An 18,937-nucleotide genomic window follows, 5' to 3' on the forward strand; every position below is an offset into this window, starting at 1 on the left:
CGGTTGTCCCTGTGGCGTGAGCCCGGCCGTGCCGCGGCGGGCTCAGCGGGCCTGCCGACGGGCGTCCACCTCGATCTCGATCTTCATGCGCGGGTCGGCGAGACCGCACTCCATCATGGTGGCGGCCGGGCGCACCTCGCCGAAGCAGCGGCGCAGCACCGGCCAGCAGGGCTCGAAGTCCGCGCGGTCGGGCAGCAGATAGCGCACCCGCACCACATCCGCGAAGGTGCACTCCGCCTCGGCCAGCGCCGCCTCGATGTTGCGCAGACACTGCTCGGCCTGCTCCACCACGTCGTCCGGGATCGTCATGGTCGTGTAGTCGAACCCGGTGGTGCCGGACACATGCACCCACTCGCCGTGGACCACGGCACGGGCGTAACCGATCTGCTCCTCGAAGGTCGATCCGCTCAGGACCGCACGTCGCTCTGTCATGCGCCGAACACTAGGCGAGCAGTGCGGATCCGTCTCATGCAAAGATCGGCACCGGCTGATGTCTCCTGGGCGGGACCGCCCGAACCCCGCCGGCGCCGCCTCCCGCCCCCCGGGTCATCCAACGCGTGTTGCCGCTCGCGCAGTTGGCCGACGAGCCCGTGGGTCCTGCTACGGCGCGCCATCGGCCCGCGGCGGTACGACCGGATCGAGGCCGGGGCCGCCGGTGCCGTCGGGCCGGTCAGAGCGACGGCGTGATGACTTCGTCGGCGGCCCACTGCGCGACCTTGGCCGGGTACGGCGCCGGCAAGCCGAGGACGACGTGCCGGAAGCCGGCGTCGACCGCCTCGCGGATCGCGTGCCGGGTGTCGCCGGGCCGGTCGTAGGACACGGGCAGATGGATCGAGCGGGTGATGGCGGCGGGGTCGCGGCCGATCTCGGCGCAGTACCGGTCCAGCAGGGCGCTGCGGCTGAGCAGGTCGTCGATCTCGCCGCCTCCCGGGATGTTCCAGAGGTCGGCGTGTGCGGCGACGACGCGCAACGTCGCGGAGGACCGGCCGCCGATGAGGATCGGCGGGTGGGGGCGCTGCACGGGTTTGGGGTTGCCGAAGGCTCCGCTCAGCTGGTGGTGGGTGCCGTGGAAGTCGAAGGGTTCGGTCGCCGTCCACAACCGCCGGATCACCGTGCAGGCTTCGGCGAGGCTCGCCACGGCGTGCGCGGAGTCGTGGAAGGGCAGGCCGTGTGCCTCGTACTCGCGCCGGGCCAGGGGATGGCCGGGGCGTGAGCCGACGCCGATGCCGAAGTCGAGCCGTCCGCCGGAGACGATGTCGACGGTCGTGGCGATCTTCGCGAGCAGGGCGGGGGGCCGGAACCGGTTACTGGTCACGAGCACGCCGAGGCGCAGTCGCCGGGTGTGCGCGGCGAGGGCGGAGAGCAGTGTCCAGCCCTCGTGGACCGGCCCGTCCGGGTCGCCGAAGATCGGCATGAGGTGGTCGAACAGCCACGCGTGCTCGATCTGCGGGATCGCGTCGGCCTCGCGCCAGACGCGCAGTACGTCGGGGTAGCCGACCTGGGAGGGGGCGGTCATGATTCCGAACCGGGGCGCAGAGGTGTGCGGCATGGGCTGGTGGTCCTTTCGGTGCGCAGACGTGGGTTCAGCCGATGGACTGCAGCCGCTGCGGCGTGCGCCGGCGCCGCAGTGACGCGTCGAGCAGCGCGGGCGGGGTGTCGTGCTTCTCCTCGGGGGCCAGATCGACGCCGGGGGCCACGATCGCGTCGATGGCGTCGAGCACGTCGGCCGACAACACGGTGTCGGCGGCGGCGAGTTGGGAGTGCAGGTGGTCCAGTGTGCGCGGACCGATGAGGGCGCTGGTCACCGCGGGATGGGCGGTGACGAAGCCGAGCGCGAGCTGGATCATCGTCAGACCGGCCTCGTCGGCGACACGGGCCAGTCGCTCGACGGCTTCGAGCCGGGCCCGGTTGGCGGGGACGGTGAGGTCGAAGCGGTCCGGCAGGAACGCCGAGCGGTGGGTGGCGATGTCCCGGCCCGCGCGGATCGCGCCGGACAGCCAGCCCGAGGCCAGCGGGCTCCACACGAGCACGCCGAGCCCGTACTCCTCGGTCACGGGCAGCACATGGCTCTCGACGCCGCGCTGGAGGATGGAGTAGCTGGGCTGTTCGGTGACGTACCGGCCCAGGTGGTGATCGCGGGCGGCCCACTGCGCCTGGACGATGCGGTATGCCGGGAAGGTCGAGGAGCCGAAGTAGCGGATCTTTCCGGCCCGCTGCAGGTCGGTCAGCGCGGAGAGCGTCTCCTCGTCGCTGGTGTGCGGATCCCAGCGGTGGATCTGGTAGAGGTCGACGTGGTCGACGCCGAGGCGGCGCAGGCTGTCGTCCAGCGCGGTGACCAGCCAGCGGCGCGAACCGCCCCGGTGGTTGCGCTCGTCGCCCATCGGCATGGCCGCCTTCGTCGCCAGGACGATGTCGTCGCGGCGGCCCGCGACGGCCTTGCCGACCATCTCCTCGGACTCGCCGTCCGCGTACATGTCGGCGGTGTCGATGAGGTTGATCCCGGCCTCGAGAGCGGTGTCGACGAGCGCGGTGGCCTCGTCCTGGGTGGTGCGTCCGATCCTGCCGAAGTTCATCGCGCCGAGCGCGAGGGTGCTGACCTGCACGCCGGTGCGGCCCAAGGTGCGGTACTGCATGACCGCTTCTCCTCACTGGAGGTGGAGGGATGGAGGGGGTGGAGAGTGGCGCGTGGGACGTGGGTGTGGCCTGCTTGGCCGCCCGGCCGCCGCTCTGACACCATGGGTAAGCGGAACGGCGTTCCGGTAACGATCGGCTTAACCGGAACGATGTTCCGCCTAGGACGATACGGAACGCTGTTCCGTTTAGCAAGAGTGGCAGTGGAGGCACGCCGGTGGACCAGCACGGCGATGGAGGAGGCGGCACGGTGGACGACGGCGGCGAGAGCGCGGGGCGCGCGGCCCGGGCCAGGCGCAGCGATGCCCGGCGCAACAAGGAGATGCTGCTCGACGCGGCCGCGGCGGCCTTCGTCGAGTCGGGCGTGGAGGCGCCGGTGCGTGACATCGCCGCCCGGGCCGGGGTGGGGGTCGGCACGATCTACCGCCACTTCCCGACGCGCGCGGACCTCATCATCGCGGTCTACCGGCACCAGGTGGAGAGCCTGGCCCAGGCAGGTCCCGACCTGCTGAAGACCAGCGCCGGCCCTTATGCCGCCCTGGGCCGGTGGATCGACCTGTTCGTCGATTTCCTGGTGACCAAGCACGGCCTGGCCGCCGTGCTGAAGGCCGACAGCACCGGCTTCGACGCGTTGCACGCCTACTTCCTCGACCGGCTGCTGCCCGTCTGCGCCGAGCTGCTCGGCGCCGCTGCCGCCGCCGGCGAGATCCGCTCCAGCCTGGAGGCCTACGAACTCCTGCGCGGCGTCGGCAACCTCTGCATCGGCGCCGAGAACGATCCCCGGTATGACGCACGGCGGCTGGTGACACTCCTGATCAGCGGTCTGAGGGCGGAGCACGCCGGCGACTGACGCAGACCCTGCCGGGCGAAGAGAGGAGCAAGGGCGACGGGGAGCCCCTACGGCTACCCCGAGGAGGAAATGGGGGACGTCCCCCGATGTACGGGAACCGACGACCCGTCAGGCTTGAGCCATGACGAATCAACTCCCGCGCGACGGCCGCAGGACCACTCGGCGACGAGCGCTCACCGCCTGCGCCGTCTCCGCAATGCTGGGGCTGACCGCCGCTCTGACCGCTGCTCTGCCCGCCGCAGCGGCGCAGCGCGCCACCACAGCCTCCGCACCGACGCCGTCGTCCGCCCGCCCCCTCTCCCTGCCCGCCCCGAACGGCCGGTATCCGGTCGGGGAGGTGGACCTCCACCTCGTGGACCACGCACGGCCGGACCCCTGGCACTCCGGAGCGGGCCCGCGTGAGCTGATGGTCAGCGTCTACTACCCCGCGACGCACACGACCGGCCGCCCGCCGGCCCCGTACATGCTGCCCGCCGCGGCCGCCCACTTCGACGAGGTCACAGCGAACGACTACCTCGGTCTGCACGTTCCGCCAGGCCGCGCCGACTGGGCGCGCACCGTCACCCATGTCACGCAGGGCGCCCCCGTGGCCGCCGGGCCCCGCGGGCGGCTTCCGGTGGTGCTCTACTCGCCAGGCCTGGGCGAGCCCCGCACCTGGGGCACGACGCTGGCGGCCGACCTGGCCGGCCATGGCTACGCCGTCGTCACCGTGGACCACACCTACGAGTCACCGGAGGTCCAGTTCCCGGACGGCTCGCTCGCCACCATGGTCCCGCCGTCCGATCCCGACGCCTTCCTGCGCAAGGCACTGGCCGTCCGCGTCGCCGACACCGGCTTCGTCCTGGACCGGCTCAAGGCGCTGAACAGCGGGCAGGACCCCGATGCGCAGCGGCGGCCGCTGCCGGACCGCCTGGCGGGCGCGCTGAATCTCCATGAGGTGGGCATGTTCGGCCATTCCATGGGCGGCACCGCGGCCGCGCTGTCGATGGACGCCGACCACCGGATCGCCGCGGGCCTCGACATGGACGGCAACCTGACCTATCTCGACGGCTCGCTCATGCCGGTGGCCCGGCACGGTCTCGACCGGCCCTTCCTGCTCCTCGGCAAGGACGGCGACACGGACACCGGCCCCGGCTGGCAGGCGTTCCGCGCCCACACGCCCGGGTGGAACCGCCAGCTGACCCTGCTCGGCTCGGAGCACGCCTCCTTCACCGACGCCGAGGCGCTGATTCCGCAGCTGCGTCTGCGGCCCGCCGAGCGGACCGACGACATCGGCACCATCGACCCGGCCACCGCGATACGCACGACCGAGGCCTATGTCTCCGCATACTTCGACCACTGGCTGCGAGGCCGCAGCGGGCGTCTGCTGGAGGGGCCGTCCCCGACGTATCCGGACATGGTGTTCGTGAAGTGATCGCGGCGCCGTCGAAAAGAGCGCCGGAGCACCGCACGGCTAACAGGAGGGAGCGGCGAAGCGCGTCAGCTGGTCCTTGACCCACGGATCGAACACGGCCAGGCGGTGCCGGGCCGCGGGGTCGAACGACGCGAGCTGCCCGGCGACCCACGGATCCATGCACGCGAGGCCGTGATGGCGGTGCGGAGTGGTACCGGCGGGCGCCGTGGTGCCTGCGGACGCCGTGGCGCCGGTCGCACCGTGTCCGGTCGCCCCGGGAGCTGCCGCCGCCGCGGGACTGCCGGCGGCGAGAAGAGCACCCGTGACCATCGCGGCGGCGGCTCCGGCCGCACCCACGTTCCGTATCAGCTTCTTCATGGCCTTCTCCTTCCGGTGGAGCCCATGCGGTTCCTTGGCAGGACGGGCATCTACCCCGCGAGTCACACATCACTCCTCCCCGATCCAGGGCCGGGGAGGCGGTCGGGCCTCGCCGGGCGCGCCGGCGGAAGCGCCAGGTCAACCCGGCCGCGCCGGGGGCAGCCGGCACGATCACCGACCGCAGCCCACCACTCACAGCCTGCGGCTCGCAGCCGACGGGCCACGGCCCACCGCTCACGGCCCACCGCTCACCCCTCGCGGCGCACCGCTCACCCCTCACGGCCCACCGCTCACAGCCCACTGCTCACCCAAACGGCCCCCGCCCTCACGGCCCACTGCCCACCGCCGAATGTGACCACCCCCGACCACCGCCGCGGAGCCGCCCGTACCGCCGTGCCGCTGCCACGACCTGACGCAGCAACAGACATGCGCCCAGCTAGGCGAGTTGGCCGAACTCACCGTCCGTCCGGTACCGCCGTGGCCGCTGTGCCGTCCGCAGTCGCGGGCTTAAGGTGAGCCGTCATTCGCGTCCGCTCTGAGGGGAACTCATGGAGGCCTGGACCCGCATCGCGCGATACGCCGCCGTCTGCGCGGCAGCCCTACTGCTCTGTGCCGGCCTCACCGCGGGGGCGTCGGCGTCCGCCGGGGACACCCCGGCCGACCCCAGCCCGCTCGCCGACCGGCTCGACGACTACTGGACGCCGGCCCGCATGGAGGCCGCGCTGCCTGCCGACGTCCAAAAGGGCGCCGAGGCCGGGACCACGGCGTCCCCCGTGGCGCCCGCGGTGGACGGCCCACGGCCGGGCGAGTACATCCCGCCCAGCAGGAGCTTCGACGGCATCCCCCAGGCCGGCACGTTCTTCTGGACGGACACCACGGGCACCGGCCGCACCTGCAGCGGCTCCGTCGTACACAGCCCCGGTCATGACCTGGTGCTGAGCGCCGGACACTGTCTGAGGGGATATGCGGGCACCTCGCCCAAGCGGCACCTCGCCTTCGTCCCGCAGTACCACGACAGCCTCAAGCCGTTCGGGATCTTCCCGGTCCGCACCAACGGCGTCTACGTCCCGCAGCAGTACTACGACCTGGGCGAACACGCGGGCGCCGGCTACGACTTCGCGTTCGCGGTCACCGAGCCCAACCAGGACGGAACCCGCCTGGAGGACGCGGTGGGCGCAGGGGCACGGCTGCTCACCGGGACCGGCTACCACCACGCGCCGGTGCGGATGATCGGCTACCCGGCGGGGGCGGAGCGGCCGCTGGAGTGCTGGAGCTGGACCACCAGATGGGAGAGCGACGACCCGGCCGACCCCGGCACGTTCCCGCGTATCGCCTGCGACGGCTTCGTCGGCGGCACCAGCGGCGGCCCCATGCTCCTGCCCTGGCCCGGCGGATGGGCGGTCATCGGTGTGATCGGCGGCTACCACACCGGCGGCGACACGCCGCAGGTCTCCTACAGCGCCTACTTCGGCACCGCCACCCGGGCCCTGTACCGCGCAGCGGTCACGGGCGCCCCGCCGGCCGGACCGCAGCTTGGCCCAAGCTGAGCGGACCGCGGGACGCGACCGTGTCAAAAGGTCGGTAAACCGTGTCTTCACGCAAAGCGCCATGACCGCGTCACCGTGGCACGATTTAGTGACGAATATCACCCTACCGAGGGTGATGGGTCCCCTACGAGGGGGTGTGGACCATGGCCGTGTCAGAGACGCAACCCGGCCGGAAGACCCAGAAACCCGGGCTTCGGCGAGAGATCGGTTTCGTCGGCCTCATCTGGGCCTCGGAGGGCTCGATCATCGGGTCCGGGTGGCTCTTCGGCGCCCAGGGCGCCCTGGCGGCCGCCGGACCGGCGGCGATCATCTCCTGGGCCATCGGCGGTGTCGCGATCCTGATACTGGCTCTGGTGCACGCGGAGCTCGGCGGCATGTACCCGGTCTCGGGCGGCACGGCGCGTTTCCCGCACTACGCCTTCGGCGGCGCGGCCGGCGCGTCGTTCGGCTGGTTCTCCTGGCTGCAGGCGGCCACGGTGGCGCCCATCGAGGTGCTGGCGATGATCACCTACGGCCAGCACTACTCCTGGGCGAGCGGCTGGGAGAAGGTCAAGAGCGGGGAGCACGTCCTGACCCCGCCCGGCATCGCCGTCGCGGTCGGGCTGATGGCCGTCATCACGGCCGTCAACTTCCTGAGCATCCGGCTGCTGGCCCGCACGAACAGCGCGGCGACCTGGTGGAAGGTCGGCATCCCGCTGCTCACGATCTTCGTGTTCGCGATCGCCCAGTTCCACACCGCGAACTTCACCGCGGCCGACGGCTTCAACCCGTACGGGGCCAAGGGCATCCTGTCCGCCGTGTCCACCAGCGGCATCATCTTCGCGCTGCTGGGTTTCGAGCAGGCCGACCAGCTCGCCGGTGAGAGCGCCAACCCCAAGCGGGACATCCCGCGGGCGGTGATCGGGTCGATCGTCCTCGGCATCCTCATCTACATCCTGCTGCAGGTCGTCTTCCTCGCGGCGCTGCCCGCCTCCCAGATCGGCGGTCACTGGGCCACCTCGGCGTACACCACGCTGAGCGGGCCGTTCGCCCAGGTCGCCACGCTCATCAGTCTGGGCTGGCTGGCCACGGTCCTCTATCTCGACGCCGTGGTGTCCCCGGGCGGCACCGGCCTGATCTACATCACCGGCTCCTCCCGGGTCTCCTACGGCCTGAGCCGCAACGGCTACGTGCCCGCCGTCTTCGAGAACACCAACCGGCGCGGGGTTCCCTGGGTCGGCCTGATCACCGCGTTCGTGATCGGCTGCATCTGCTTCCTGCCGTTCCCCAGCTGGCGTTCCCTGGTCGGCCTGATCACCAGCGCCAGCGTGCTGATGTACGCCGGGGCCCCGCTGTCGTTCGGGGTGTTCCGCAACCGGCTGCCCGACGCGCACCGCCCCTACCGGCTGCCCGGCGGCAGCTGGCTGTCGCCGCTCGCCTTCATCGTCGCCAACCTGCTGATCCTGTGGTCGGGCTGGACCACCGACTGGAAGCTCGGCGTCGCCATCCTGATCGGCTACGTCGTGCTGGTGGCCAACCGGGTGTTCAAGATGAACCCCATCACCCCTCAGCTCGACCTGCGCGCCGCCCAATGGCTGCCGGTCTACCTGGTGGGCATGGGGCTCATCGTCTACCTCAGCGACTTCGGGCCGCTCAAGCACCCCTGGTTCCCGCTGTGGTGGGACATCGGTGTCACCGCCGCCTTCAGCCTCGTCATCTACTACTGGGCGATGGCGGTGGCTCTGCCGAGCGAACAGATCCAGGGGATGATCGACAAGGTCGTCGTCCCGGAGGGAGAGGAGATCGCCTGAAGTCCCCCGGGACACACCGGCGGCCCGGCCGGTCCCGTCTCAGCCGAGCCGGAACTTCTGGGCCGCCGAGCCGTTGCAGTCCCAGATCTGCAGCCGCGTTCCGTTGGCCGTGGCCCCGCTGGGCGAGTCGAGGCACCGCCCGGACTGCGGGTTCAGCAGCGACCCGTCGCTCTGCTGCACCCACTTCTGCCCACCGACACCGTTGCAGTCCCACAACTCGGCCTTCGTGCCGTTCGCCGTCCCGTTGCCGTTGATGTCCAGACACCGGCCCAACGTGCGCAGCGAACCGTCGGCGCCGTGGTACCAGTGCTGGTCGACCGCCCAGGACTGGCAGTCCCACAGTTGTACGGCGGAGCCGTCGGCGCCGGTGTCGTCGGCCGCCACATCCACGCACTTACCGCCGGGCGCCGCGATCGGCGCGCCGCCGTCGACCGAGAACTTCTGGGCCGCCGAGCCGTTGCAGTCCCAGATCTGCAGCCGCGTTCCGTTGGCCGTGGCCCCGCTGGGCGAGTCGAGGCACCGCCCGGACTGCGGGTTCAGCAGCGACCCGTCACTCTGCTGCACCCACTTCTGCCCGCCCACACCGTTGCAGTCCCACAACTCGGCCTTCGTGCCGTTCGCCGTCCCGTTGCCGTTGATGTCCAGACACCGGCCCAACGTGCGCAGCGAGCCGTCGGCGAAGTGCGTCCAGTGCTGGTCCTCGGCGTACGACTGGCAGTCCCACAGCTGTACGGCCGCCCCGTCGGCGCCGGTGTCGTCGGCCGCCACGTCCACGCACTTACCGCCGGGGCCGGTGACGGTGCCCTGGGGGCCGTTGGGGACGTTCGTCTCACCGGAGTAGCCGACGGAGACGATGTTCTCCTGGACCGCGTTCTCGGCCGCGTCGGTCGGATAGCCGGCGACCATCACGCCCTCGAAGAACGTGCCCATGTTCCAGTTGCTGTTGTCGCCGCCGGTGCCGAGGATGATGCCGCCCTCCTGGTGCATGGGCTGATAGCCGCCGCGGGTGGGCAGGGCGCCGTCCCACCAGGTGGTGAGCGCGCCCGCCTGCGCGTTGCCGCCCTTGAGGGCGTACCGGGTCTGCCCGTTGTTCTTCAGTACGGCCGTGACGAAGGTGCTGTTGTTGCCCCGGTTGGCGGTGTTGGAGCCGTTGTCCCCCTGGAACATGCCGTTCTCCAGGTCGGCCTCGACCCACGGCCCGGAACCGGTGCACGGCGCGAAATAGCAGGTGGTGGCGAGGCTGACCGCGTCCATGTGGCCGTTGCCGGTGTCGGCCGGTGTGCTCTCGGCGTTGCCGTAGTCGAAGCAGCAGGCGGAGCCCACGTGGGTGCCGCTGGCCACCATGTAGACGCCCTCCGGTTGCCCGTTCACGGCGACACCGGACGCGACGCCCGTGTAGCGGTAGCCGACACCGGGGGAGATCCACACGCCGTACACCTTGTGGCCGCCGGCGGTGACGGCGATCTCGGAGGCGTCGGCGCCCCGGTCGGCGCCCATGCCGGAGGTGCCCGCGGGGCCGGGGGTGAGGTCGTTGTGGCGGGAGGTCTGGTCGTAGATCCTCGTGATCGCGCAGGTGGTGTCCGCGCAGAACCGGTCCTGCTGTCCGGCGTCGGCGTAACCGCCCGGGGACAGCAGGCCGATGTCGGCGCCGGCGCCGTCGGAGGCGCGGGTGACCCGGTACAGCGGGCCGTCATAGGAGGAGATGAGCGCGCGCACGGTGCTGTGCGCGGCGACGCAGGGGGTCCCGGCGGCGCCGTAGATGTCACAGGGCAGTGAACCCGCGGCGGGTGCGGGATGGGACAGGCCGAGCAACGCGCCCAGGACGAGGCCGACGACGGCCAGGAGGGACGCGAGGGGTCTGGGGCTTCCGCGCATGCTGGCTCCTCAATGGGAGGTCAATTACGTCTGGCGACGGCTGAGTTGGAGCGGCGGGCGGCCGTTGCGGAACGTACGCACGCTGATGGTTGTCGTCAAGATTTGTTGCTTTGGCCTTATGAAAAGTTTTGGATGTGGGTCAACCTGAGGGATTCTTGGCTGGTGTGACGTCACGTCAGGCGAACGGCCGGTTCTGTACCGCGCGTCCTTGACAGCAGGGGCTGAAGGGGCGAGCTTCGGGACAACGTTGCCGAAGGGACAGGGTCACGATGGTGCCGTTCCGCCTTCTGTCCGTGCTGGCCACCGGCGCCCTGCTCGTGGGCGCCGCCTCCGCCCCCGCGCCCGCCGCTCCCGCCTCGCTCGCGCCGGTCGCCGATCCGGCCTCGTACGTCGATCCGTTCATCGGGACCTCGCACGCCGCCGACGACTTCCCCGGCGCCGACACCCCGTTCGGCATGGTCCAGTGGAGTCCCGACACCAGCCCGCACCGGCCGGACGGCGGCGGCTACGAGTACGCCGACTCGGCCATCACCGGATTCGGGCTGACCCACATCGCGGGCCCGGGCTGCCGGGCCGCGGGCGACATCCCGGTGCTGCCGACCCTGGGCGCGGTCGACACCCGCGCCACCGACGGCTTCTCGCACACCCGCGAGTCCGCCGCGCCCGGCTCGTACACGGTGACCCTGGACAACGGTGTGAAGACGGAGCTGACCGCCACCACCCGCAGCGGCATGGCCCGCTTCACCTTCCCCGCCACCAGCCGGGCGAACCTCGTCTTCAAGCTCACGGACAGCGAGAACGGCGTCACCGCCGCCGAGTTCGACGTGGTGAACGGCAGAGAAGTCAGAGGCAAGGTCACCAGCGGCAACTTCTGCGGCGAGGGCAACTCCTACACCGTCTACTACGACATGGTCTTCGACCGGCCGTTCCGGCACAGCGGTACGGCGCTCGCCGCCGCCACCCCCACCACCCCGCGGAGCAACGCCTCCCCCGACGCCCCCGAGGCGCCGAACAAGCCGACGCTGCACGGCACCGTGCCCCGTACGCCGCACGCCTTCGCTCCCCGCGCGAGCGGCTCCGACGGCTATGTCACGTTCGACACCACCGCCCACCGGGCCGTCCAGGCCAAGGTCGGCATCTCCTATGTGTCGGCCGCGGACGCCGCGGGCAACCGGCAGGCGGAGAACCCCGGCTGGGACCTGGCCAAGGTGCGCGGCGCGGCGTACGGCTCCTGGAAGGCCCTGCTCGGCCGGGTGCGGATCGCCGGCGGGACACCCGCCCAGCGGACCGTCTTCTACACCGCGCTCTATCACGCGCTGCTGCACCCGAACGTGATCAGTGACAGCAACCGCCGCTATCCCGGCTTCGACGGCAGGGTCCACACCGTGGACAAGGGGCACGCCGCCGCCTACGCCAACTTCTCGGGCTGGGACGTCTACCGCTCCCAGGCCCAGCTCGAGGCGCTGCTCGCGCCGCGGACCGCCTCCGACACCGCCCAGTCGATGGTCGACGACTACCGCCAGACCGGCCTGTTCCCCAAGTGGTCGGAGAACAACGGGGAGACGTACGTCATGGTCGGCGACCCGGCGGATGCGATCATCGCCGACTACTACGCCTTCGGGGCCCGCGACTTCGACACCGCGGCCGCGCTCAGGGGCATGGTCGCGGAGGCCACCGTCCCCAACGACAACCGCCCCGGGCTCGCCTATCTGGAGCAGCTGGGCCGGCTGCCCAGCAACGGCAAGTACGGCTGCTGCAACTTCTACGGAGCGGCCTCCACCACGCTCGAGTACGACTCGGCGGACTTCGCGGTCTCCGCCCTCGCCGGCGCCCTCGGGGACACCGCCGATCAGCGGCGCTTCGCGGACCGGGCGCAGGACTGGCAGAACCTGTTCGACTTCGGCAGCGGATTCGTCCGGCCGCGTGACGCCTCGGGCACCTGGACGGCCGGGTTCTCGCCGACCTCGGGCAAGAACTTCGTCGAGGGCGACTCCTGGCAGTACACGCCGATGGTGCCGTTCAACGTGCACGGGCTGGCCACCGCCATGGGCGGCGACGCGGCCATGGCCACGTATCTGGACACGGACCTGTCCTCGCTGACCGGCGCCGGCGGACACACCGACCTCGGCAACGAACCGAGCCTGAACATCCCCTGGGAGTACGACTACATCGGCCGCCCGTACCAGACGCAGAAGGTGGTGAGGCAGGTCCAGGACCAGATCTGGACCGACAGCCCGTCCGGACTCGCGGGCAACGACGATCTGGGCGAGATGAGTTCGTGGTACGTCTGGTCCGCCCTCGGCATGTATCCCGAGACCCCCGGCACCGCCGACCTGGCCCTGGGCAGCCCGCTCTTCCCGCAGGCGGTGATCACCCTGCCGTCCGGGCACACCCTCACGGTCAACGGCACCGGCGCGGCGGACGACGCCCCGTACGTCCAGTCGGCCACCTGGAACGGCACGGCGTGGAACGCGGCGCACGCGCCCGCCGGCGCCCTCACCGGCGGCGGCACCCTCACCTACGTACTCGGCACCTCCCCCGACACGTCCTGGGCGTCGGATCCCTCCGCCGCCCCGCGGTCCTACCCGGGCGCGCCCGGCTACACCGACGTGGGAACGTCCGGTGACACCGCCGCGGCCTCGGCGAACTTCGACGGCGCCGGCTACAGCTACTCGGCGCACGCCCTGGCCGCCGCCGGGGTGAGGCCGGGCTCGAAGGTCACCGCGAACGGGGTCACGTTCACCTGGCCCGACGTGGCGCCCGGAGCGCCGGACAACTACGAGGCGAACGGCCAGACGGTACGGGTGTCCGGCTCCGGAAGCATCGCCTTCCTGGGAGCGGCCAACAACGGCCCGGTGTCCGGCACCGCGACCGTCACCTACACGGACGGCACCACCCAGTCCGTTCCCCTCGGCCTGTCCGACTGGACGCTGAGCGCGGGCGCCGCGTCACCGCTGCCCGGCAACACGGCCGCGGTGACCATGCCCTACCGCAATCACGCGGGCACCGCGTCCGACTCCACCACGACGTATGTGTTCGCCACGGCGCCGGTGGCCCTGAGTCCGGGCAGGACGGTCGGCAGCGTGCGCCTGCCGTCCGACGTCGCCTCCGGAGGCCTGCACGTGTTCGCGATCGGTTTCGGCGGCGGGGCCCCGGGCTCCGCGATGCACAAGTGACCGCCCCGGCCGGCGACGCGGGCGGCTGTGCGTCAGCCGGACCCCGGACGGTCCGCGTCCGGGGCGGAGCGGGCCGGCTGCCGGGCCCGGGCCGCCCGCTCCAGCAGGCGGGCGCGTCTGCGGGGCCACCAGGCGAGGTCGGCCAGAAGCAGGGCGGCCACCAGCCAGGACGTGATGAGCACGCCGGTCGGCGCCGTCACGGTGTCGTACCCGGCGAGGGCGACCGCGAGGACGGTGACGAGGAGGACCAGCGGGCGGCGCAGCCGGTCCTCCTCGGCGATCCGGTGCAGGCCGTCGGCGTACTCGACGACCGCGGGAGCCAGCGCGGGGTCGCCGACGGCCTCGCCCCGGCGGGTGGCCCGCACCACCGCCGCGCGGCCCGCGGCGTCCAGGTCCGCGGCGCCGGGCCAGGCCCGGCCCATGCGCCGCGCCGACCTGATCCCGTGCAGCGGGCTCAGGACCAGGAAGACGACGGCGGCGCCCGGCCACGAGCCCGACTCCACCAGCACGAAGGCGGCGAAGAACACACCGGCGGGCAGCCCGGTGCCCAGCGCCCGGCACACCGGGCTCTGCCGCCACAGCCGGCCAGGAACCAGGATCACCCGCCCAGGGTGACGATCACCGGCCGTGGCCGCAATCACCGAAACGCCGCCCATCGCACCCGGAACATGCCGTTGAGTGGAGCAATCCGCGCCGTCCGAGGGCCCTGCGCACCAGGCTGGCCGGGTGACGCACGGACGGACCGGCCGGATGCCGGACAACGGCAGCACGGCCCTGCAACCGAGGTTGCCGGAGCCTCCCGCGTGGCTGCGCTGGCTGCCGGTGCTGTATGTCGCGGCCGTCCTGCTGCTGGAGCCGGTCACACCGGTGGACTGGCCGGTGAGCTTCGTGCTGGTCGCCGTGCCCCTGGTGGCCGCGTTCGCGCACGGGCCGGTCGTGGTCTCCGCCGCCACGGTGTTCGCCCTCGTCATGGAAGGCGTGCTGGCCGGCACGCCGTGCTGCGCGGGCCGGCCCGTGGGCTATCTGCTGGACCGGCACTACGTCGCCTCCTACGTCTGTACGGCCCTGGTGGGCGCCCTCGGCACGATCCTGGCCGCCCACCGCATCCGGCGGGAGCGGACGCTCGCCGACGTGCGGTACGTGGCCGAGACCGCGCAACGGGTCCTGCTGCGCCCGCTGCCGCACCGGATCGGCAGGCTCCGCCTGGAGAGCCTCTACCTCTCCGCCGCCGCCCACGCTCGTATCGGCGGCGACCTCTACGAGGCCGTCCCCACCCCTCACGGGGTCCGTCTGCTCATCGGCGACGTACGCGGCAAGGGACTGCTCGCGGTCGAGACCGCCGCCGCGCTGCTCGGAGCGTTCCGTGAGGTGGCCTACGACGAACCCGGACTGCTCGAGGTGGTCGCCCGGGCGGACGCGAGCATGCACCGCAGGGCCGCCTGGCTCGGCGGGGCCGAGACGGCCGAGCGGTTCGTCACCGCCGTGTTCGCCGAGATCCCCGCGGAGGGCGACGTCGTCCGCATCGTCAACTGCGGTCATCCGCCGCCGATCCGGTTGCGGGACGGCGAGGTACGGGAACTGGACAGCGGGCGGCCGGCGCCGCCGCTGAATCTCGGCATGCTGGTCGAGGAGCCGTACCACGTCGACACGTATCCGTTCCGGCCCGGCGATCAGCTGCTGCTGTACACGGACGGCGTCACGGAGACACGGGACGCGTCCGGCGCCTTCTACCCGCTGCTCGACCGCCTCCGCTCCTGGGGTCCCCTTCCGCCGGAGGAGCTGCTCGACCGGATCCACGACGACCTGCTGGCCCACAGTCACGGCGGTCTCGGGGACGACACCGCGGCGCTCGCGGTCTGTCTGCTGCCCGAGGAGCCGCCGGACGCGTGACCAGGGCCCGGGTCAGAAGGCGGTGTGGGCGAACCAGTTGTCGAGGACCGCGGTCCGTCCCGCGACCTCGAAGGCGGGGTCCTCACAGGAGCGCCGTCCGTACAGCAGGAGCAGCAGGTCCGCGGCGGGGCCGCGCACCGACGCCGTGACCGGCGCGGGCTCCTCCGTCTCCTGGTCCACCGGGCGGAAGCCGTCCGGGTCCAGCCGCATCCGCCACTCCTCACCGGGGCGGCCGTCGGCATCCGTGCACCGGAACGCGAGGATCTCGCCGTCGCCGCGCAGCTTCGTCACGCCGGGCGCGAACAGACCGGCGTAGGGCAGGTTGACCAGGAACTCGTCCACGCCGTCCGCCGCGAGCACGGGGTCGACGGCGGAGGCCAGGCCGACGGCGTGTTCCGCGTCGACCCGGTGCACCAGCGTCTCGAACAGCATCCGGCGGGCCCAGAAGCGCGCGTGCCGGTCCGCGCCCCACGCCCACATCGGCGCCTCGGGGTCCACGTCCCGCAGGACGGCCTGCACGGCGGGCACCCCCGCCGCCACCCAGGCGGGCTGCTCCCGCGCATCGTCCGGAAGGCCCAGCTCCACGTCGCGGCTGCGGGGCGGCTCCTGCACCAGACCGGTCAGCAGGGTGCTGAACCAGCGCTGCAGCGCTCCCACGTGCCGGGTGAGGTCGGCCAGGGTCCAGCCGGGGCAGGAGGGCACGGCGGTGGCGGGGTCGGCGCCCTCGGTCACCTCGGCGAAGCGGAGGGTCTCGCGGGCCACGGCCTCGCGGTAGGTGTCGTACGGCAGTGGATGCCCCGCCCGGTCCGTCGCTGTCATGGCTGCCGCCGTCCTGTTCTGTGCTCGGCACGGATCTTGTCGGGGGACAGTCTGGGTGCTGGAGTGCGCTCGAAGGCAAGTCCGGGCTCAGCGGACCGGCTGCTCGGCCCAGATGATCTTCCCGTCCTCGGTGTACCGGACGCCCCACCGGTGGGCGAGCTGGGACACCAGGAACAGTCCGCGGCCGCCCTCGTCCGTGCTCCTGGCGTGTCTCAGGCGCGGGGCCGTGCTGCTGCCGTCGATGACCTCGCAGGTCAGCCGGGTGTCGCGGAGCAGCCGCAGCCGTATGGGCAGGGCGGCGTAGCGGATGGCGTTGGTGACGAGTTCGCTGACGACGAGTTCCGTGGTCATGGCCAGTTCCTCGCCGAGGCCCCAGTCCTCGACCTGGCGGGTGGCGAGGGCGCGCAGGGTGGCGACGGCGGCCGGGTCCGGGGGCACGTCCCAGGAGGCGACCCGGTCGGCTCCGAGGGTGCGGGTGCGGGCCAGGAGCAGGGCGATGTCGTCGTGCTGCGGCCCGGGCACGAGCCGCCGCACCGCGGAGCCGCACAGGGTGTCCAGGTCCTCGCCGGTGCGGACGAGGACCTCCCCGAGCCGGCGCATGCCGCGCTCCACGTCGTGGTCGCGGCCCTCGATGAGTCCGTTGGTGTACAGGCCGAAGAGGCTGTTCTCGGCCAGTTCGATCTCGGTGGCCTCGAAGGCCATGCCGCCCAGCCCGAGCGGGGGTCCGGCGGGGATCTCGGGGAAACCGGCGTGCCCGTCGGGGGTGACGACCACGGGGGGCGGGTGTCCGGCCCGGGCCATCGCGCACCGCCTGGTCACCGGGTCGTAGACGGCGTAGAGGCAGGTCGCGCCGATGAAGGTGCTGCGGGCGCCGGTGCCGGCGGCCGCCTCCTCGTCGCTCAGCCGGAACACCAGGTCGTCGAGGTGGGCGAGCAGTTCGTCGGGGGGCATCTCCATGGCGGCGAGGGTCTGCACCGCGGTGCGCAGCCGGCCCATGCTCGCCGCCGCGCTGATGCCGTGGCCCACGACGTCGCCGATGACCAGGCCGACCCGGGCGCCGGACAGCGGGACCAGGTCGAACCAGTCGCCGCCGACGCCTCCGGTGGGGTCGGCGGGCAGATAGGAGGAGGCCACGTCGAGGGCGGTGCCGCCGGTCAGGGCGGGGGGCAGCAGGCTGCGCTGCAGGGTGACGGCCGCCGTGTGCTCCCGGGTGTAGCGGCGGGCGTTGTCGACGCACACCGCCGCGCGGGCCACCAGTTCCCGGGCCAGCAGGACGTCGTCGGAGCCGAAGGAGACGGGGTTGAGCGAGCGGGCGAACGTGGCGAGGCCGAGGACGGTGTCCCGGGCGCGCATCGGTACGGCGATGAGCGAGTGCAGGCCGTGGGCGCGGATACGTTCCGCGCGCTCGCTCTCCCGGGTGGCCCACAGCTTGTCGGAGGGGTCGAGGACCGGGATGAGCAGCGGATCGCCGTCGATGACCAGCCGTGCGTCCCGGGGCACCGGAAGGAAGTCGACCCGCTCGCCGACCTGGACGACGGCCTCGGGGCTGCCCTGCCGCACCGAGCGCACGGCCGCCCGGCGCATCACGGGCCAGGCGGGCGCCGGTCCCGCGTCGGTCAGCCAGGTCCCGTGGCCCTCGGTGCTGAGCACGGATTCCAGCAGGTCGACGACGACGAAGTCGGCGAAGCGGGGAACGGCGAAGTCGGCGAGTTCCTGGGCGGTCCGCATCACGTCGAGCGTTCTGCCGATGCTGGTGCCGGCCTCGTTGACCATGGTGAGCAGCTGCCGGGCGTTCCAGCGTTCGGTGACGTCCTGGACCATGTAGCAGACGCCCGTGATGGCGTCGCCGGCGCCGGTCAGGGGGAAGAACGAGGTCGAGTAGGCGTGCCGGCGGTGGGGGTCCGCCCAGCTCCAGCCGACGTACTCGTAGTCGGTCACCGGGACGCCCGTGGCGAGCACCTTGCGCATCAGGCTCTCCAGGGCCTCCGCCTGCAGCCCGGGCAGCAGCTCGCTGAGCCGCCGCCCGTACCGCTCGGCCCTGGGGACCCCGCCGAGACGTTCGAGGGTGTCGTTCACCCAGACACAGCGCAGCTCGGTGTCCACGACCGCCATGCCGACCGGAGCCCGGGTCAGGAAGCCGTTCAGGACGGACTGGTCCATCGTCCACCGCTGCGCCTGTCCACGGGCGAAGACCAGGAAGCACTCGGTGTCGCCGATGCGGAACGGCGCCGAGACCCGCAGCTGGACGTCGGCGCCGTGGCCGTCCCGGTGCCGTACGGCGATCTGCCCGCTCCAGCCGTTCCCGGCACGGCACCGCTCCACGATGCCGGCGAGCCGCACCGGGTCCTCGGCCGTGACGAGCAGACGCGCAGCGGAGACGCCGACGACGTCCTGTGCCGCGTGGCCCAGCAACGCCTCGGCGCCACGGGTCCAGCCGACCACGATGCCGCGTTCCGATATCACCGCGGCCGCGTCGCCGGACGCGTCGAAGGCGTCGTCCGGCCCCCGGGGCGTGGCCGCGCCGGAGTTCTCACGCGCACTGTCCATCAGATCCACCCATACACCACTATGGGCCTGTTTGTTCGTCG

Annotated in this window: 14 protein-coding genes; 6 read left to right on the plus strand and 8 right to left on the minus strand. The window is 72.2% G+C overall.

Translation table 11 applies throughout. The features are described from left to right. Positions 1 to 42 precede the first annotated feature (42 nt). The 3 genes from OG956_RS02180 to OG956_RS02190 form a co-directional block, all read right to left on the minus strand. A complete protein-coding gene (locus tag OG956_RS02180) occupies positions 43 to 432 on the minus strand; it encodes a RidA family protein (protein WP_330336202.1) in 390 nt (129 codons plus the stop codon). Positions 433 to 670: 238 nt separating this feature from the next. After that, positions 671 to 1,549: an LLM class flavin-dependent oxidoreductase gene (locus OG956_RS02185; RefSeq protein WP_330336203.1), complete on the minus strand. Its 879-nt coding sequence runs from the start codon at positions 1,547 to 1,549 to the stop codon at positions 671 to 673. Positions 1,550 to 1,583: 34 nt separating this feature from the next. Then, entirely contained in the window at positions 1,584 to 2,633 is a 1,050-nt protein-coding gene (locus tag OG956_RS02190) for an aldo/keto reductase (protein ID WP_330336204.1), read from the minus strand. A gap of 320 nt (positions 2,634 to 2,953) precedes the next feature. Between OG956_RS02190 and OG956_RS02195 the strand changes: the two genes are divergently transcribed. Continuing rightward, a complete protein-coding gene (locus OG956_RS02195; RefSeq protein ID WP_443065661.1) occupies positions 2,954 to 3,481 on the plus strand; it encodes a TetR/AcrR family transcriptional regulator in 528 nt (175 codons plus the stop codon). A gap of 121 nt (positions 3,482 to 3,602) precedes the next feature. Continuing rightward, positions 3,603 to 4,895, plus strand: coding sequence for an alpha/beta hydrolase family protein (locus OG956_RS02200; protein ID WP_330336205.1), 1,293 nt, complete (start codon positions 3,603 to 3,605; stop codon positions 4,893 to 4,895). Positions 4,896 to 4,934: 39 nt separating this feature from the next. Here OG956_RS02200 and OG956_RS02205 read toward each other — a convergent pair whose 3' ends face one another. Continuing rightward, positions 4,935 to 5,252 carry a hypothetical protein gene (locus tag OG956_RS02205; protein WP_330336206.1) on the minus strand — a complete coding sequence of 106 codons (318 nt, stop codon included), beginning with the start codon at positions 5,250 to 5,252 and terminating at the stop codon, positions 4,935 to 4,937. A 548-nt stretch (positions 5,253 to 5,800) separates the two neighbouring features. On the opposite strand from OG956_RS02205, the gene OG956_RS02210 reads away from it, so the two are divergent. Together OG956_RS02210 and OG956_RS02215 are read left to right on the plus strand one after the other, a co-directional pair. Next, positions 5,801 to 6,799 (plus strand): trypsin-like serine peptidase, encoded by a 999-nt coding sequence (locus OG956_RS02210; protein ID WP_330336207.1) that lies wholly within the window; start codon positions 5,801 to 5,803, stop codon positions 6,797 to 6,799. 143 nt (positions 6,800 to 6,942) lie between these two features. Next, complete coding sequence (locus tag OG956_RS02215) at positions 6,943 to 8,589, plus strand: APC family permease (RefSeq protein WP_330336208.1); 1,647 nt, start codon at positions 6,943 to 6,945, stop codon at positions 8,587 to 8,589. Between the two features lie 39 nt (positions 8,590 to 8,628). Here the strand turns inward: OG956_RS02215 and OG956_RS02220 are convergent, their stop codons facing one another. Next, positions 8,629 to 10,464 carry an arabinofuranosidase catalytic domain-containing protein gene (locus OG956_RS02220; RefSeq protein WP_330336209.1) on the minus strand — a complete coding sequence of 612 codons (1,836 nt, stop codon included), beginning with the start codon at positions 10,462 to 10,464 and terminating at the stop codon, positions 8,629 to 8,631. Between the two features lie 269 nt (positions 10,465 to 10,733). On the opposite strand from OG956_RS02220, the gene OG956_RS02225 reads away from it, so the two are divergent. Continuing rightward, a complete protein-coding gene (locus OG956_RS02225; protein ID WP_330336210.1) occupies positions 10,734 to 13,640 on the plus strand; it encodes a lectin in 2,907 nt (968 codons plus the stop codon). A gap of 32 nt (positions 13,641 to 13,672) precedes the next feature. On the opposite strand, the gene OG956_RS02230 is transcribed toward OG956_RS02225, so the two are convergent. Next, the gene (locus OG956_RS02230) at positions 13,673 to 14,242 is read right to left on the minus strand and encodes a hypothetical protein (RefSeq protein ID WP_330336211.1); all 570 of its coding nucleotides are present in this window, start codon (positions 14,240 to 14,242) and stop codon (positions 13,673 to 13,675) included. A gap of 124 nt (positions 14,243 to 14,366) precedes the next feature. Between OG956_RS02230 and OG956_RS02235 the strand changes: the two genes are divergently transcribed. Then, a complete protein-coding gene (locus OG956_RS02235; protein ID WP_330336212.1) occupies positions 14,367 to 15,530 on the plus strand; it encodes a PP2C family protein-serine/threonine phosphatase in 1,164 nt (387 codons plus the stop codon). A gap of 12 nt (positions 15,531 to 15,542) precedes the next feature. Here OG956_RS02235 and OG956_RS02240 read toward each other — a convergent pair whose 3' ends face one another. Next, positions 15,543 to 16,349 (minus strand): maleylpyruvate isomerase family mycothiol-dependent enzyme, encoded by an 807-nt coding sequence (locus OG956_RS02240; protein WP_330336213.1) that lies wholly within the window; start codon positions 16,347 to 16,349, stop codon positions 15,543 to 15,545. Between the two features lie 87 nt (positions 16,350 to 16,436). After that, positions 16,437 to 18,896 carry a SpoIIE family protein phosphatase gene (locus OG956_RS02245; protein WP_330336214.1) on the minus strand — a complete coding sequence of 820 codons (2,460 nt, stop codon included), beginning with the start codon at positions 18,894 to 18,896 and terminating at the stop codon, positions 16,437 to 16,439. Positions 18,897 to 18,937 lie beyond the last annotated feature (41 nt).

The sequence above is a fragment of the Streptomyces sp. NBC_00557 genome (assembly GCF_036345995.1).
GTDB lineage: Bacteria > Actinomycetota > Actinomycetes > Streptomycetales > Streptomycetaceae > Streptomyces.